This window comes from Niveispirillum sp. (assembly GCF_052437035.1).
Lineage (GTDB): Bacteria > Pseudomonadota > Alphaproteobacteria > Azospirillales > Azospirillaceae > Niveispirillum.
This window is the reverse complement of the sequence record NZ_JBQVOH010000044.1, coordinates 1-702: the sequence shown is the minus strand read 5'-3', so window position 1 is coordinate 702 and position 702 is coordinate 1. Positions and strand designations below refer to the sequence as shown.

At 62.8% G+C, this 702-nt stretch carries 2 protein-coding genes; both read left to right on the top strand.

The features are described 5' to 3' along the window. Window positions 1-328, top strand: a 328-nt coding sequence (locus ACT6Q8_RS25585) for an adenylyl-sulfate kinase (RefSeq protein ID WP_444739487.1), incomplete at its 5' end; no start/stop codon positions are given. Window positions 329-560: 232 nt separating this feature from the next. After that, window positions 561-702, top strand: a 142-nt coding sequence (locus tag ACT6Q8_RS25580) for an NAD-dependent epimerase/dehydratase family protein (RefSeq protein WP_444739488.1), incomplete at its 3' end; no start/stop codon positions are given.

Sequence of the window (702 nt, the reverse complement as noted above, 5' to 3'; positions counted from 1 at the left end):
GGCCGAAGCCGGCCTGATCGTGCTGGTCAGCCTGATCAGCCCCTTCCGCGCCGACCGCGACATGGCGCGGTCCCTGCTGCCGCCCGGTGAGTTCCTGGAGATTTTTGTCGATACCCCGCTGGCCCTCTGCGAGGCCCGCGATACGAAGGGCCTGTACCGCAAGGCGCGCTCCGGTGCCCTGCCCAACTTCACAGGTATCGGCAGCCCTTACGAGCCCCCGACGGAACCTGATTTGCGCCTCGACACCGGCGCCGGCGATGCGGCATCCCTGGCCGATGCGGTTATGCGTCATCTAGCCCAAACCGGCATCATTCCATCCATGGAGTAATGCCACCGGTCATAATTTATGACCGGTGGCACGGCGGTGACTACCGCCGCGCCGCCCATGCAGCGTAGCCAAGGGCGCGGTGCGCCCGCTGGCAAAAATGGCGGCACAGGGGTTGGCTTCAATATGATATCTGAAAGCTATCTGATATTATATTGAAGCCAACCCCTTGCCATCCCCCGCCGGATCGCTCATAGGCTCCTTTCCAACGCACCCGGCGATGTAGGAAGATGCCATGCCGATCCTAGTCACCGGCGCTGCCGGCTTCATCGGATACCATACCTGCCGGGCGCTGCTGGACCGGGGGGAACAGGTACTGGGGGTGGATAATTTCTCCCCCTATTACGATATCCGCCTGAAGCAGGCGCGGCTGGACC